This is a genomic window from Succinatimonas hippei YIT 12066 (assembly GCF_000188195.1).
In the GTDB taxonomy this organism is placed as follows: domain Bacteria; phylum Pseudomonadota; class Gammaproteobacteria; order Enterobacterales; family Succinivibrionaceae; genus Succinatimonas; species Succinatimonas hippei.
The window spans coordinates 1-736 of the sequence record NZ_GL831041.1; the positions used below are offsets into that span (position 1 = coordinate 1).

A 736-nucleotide genomic window follows, 5' to 3' on the forward strand; every position below is an offset into this window, starting at 1 on the left:
TATACTACATAAAAAATCAGGCGATCCGGGTTATATGTAACTTCAGCTGATTATTCCACCTCGCAAAATTTAAAAGTCGATCTTGATGCAATTAACAGCCTCATCGGCAGAGTCGGATTTAGAGCGGGTAAAGATTTTGCTGCTGAATATCCTATTACCGCTTATATAAGAGGCGACGTTATGCATGAGTTTTTAGGCGATCAGGATATAAGTGCTTTTGATAACACCGGCACACTTGATACTACTTATGAAAATGACGATACATGGTACAACGTCGGTGTAGGCTTATCGGTAATGTCTTCTCAAAACACTTATTTCTTTATCGAAAAAGAGCAGTCATTCGGGGCTGATAACGAAGATACTTATACTGTTGCAGGAGGTTTTAGGCACAATTTCTAATTCTTGTATTTAGCATTAGGATCTGAATAAAGCTCCTAATGCTCTACTGATTTAGGACCGCATTTTCTCTACGTTTCTAAAACATTGCCTCTATGCGGTCTTATTTTCCTTATTAATTTTTGAAATTATATGATCTGTTAGCTGTTTGTTATTTATATAAAATTTTTGCTTTTTGGGAGTTAAGGTAAAGATTTTGCCTCATGAATCTGCTCATCTGTACAATTTAATCCCTTTTTAATGGTTTTCTCATCAAGTCCGATTTTAAGCAGTCCTTTAATATTTTGCAGTAAAGTTTTTTGTGCCCCTTCAGCTAAACCTTCAGCATGACCTTCTGCAT

General features: G+C 36.0%; 1 protein-coding gene. It reads left to right on the forward strand.

Annotated features, from left to right (window positions below; all coding sequences use genetic code 11):
* Positions 1–15 precede the first annotated feature (15 nt).
* Positions 16–399 carry an autotransporter domain-containing protein gene (locus tag HMPREF9444_RS10820; protein ID WP_083801142.1) on the forward strand — a complete coding sequence of 128 codons (384 nt, stop codon included), beginning with the start codon at positions 16–18 and terminating at the stop codon, positions 397–399.
* Positions 400–736: the final 337 nt, after the last annotated feature.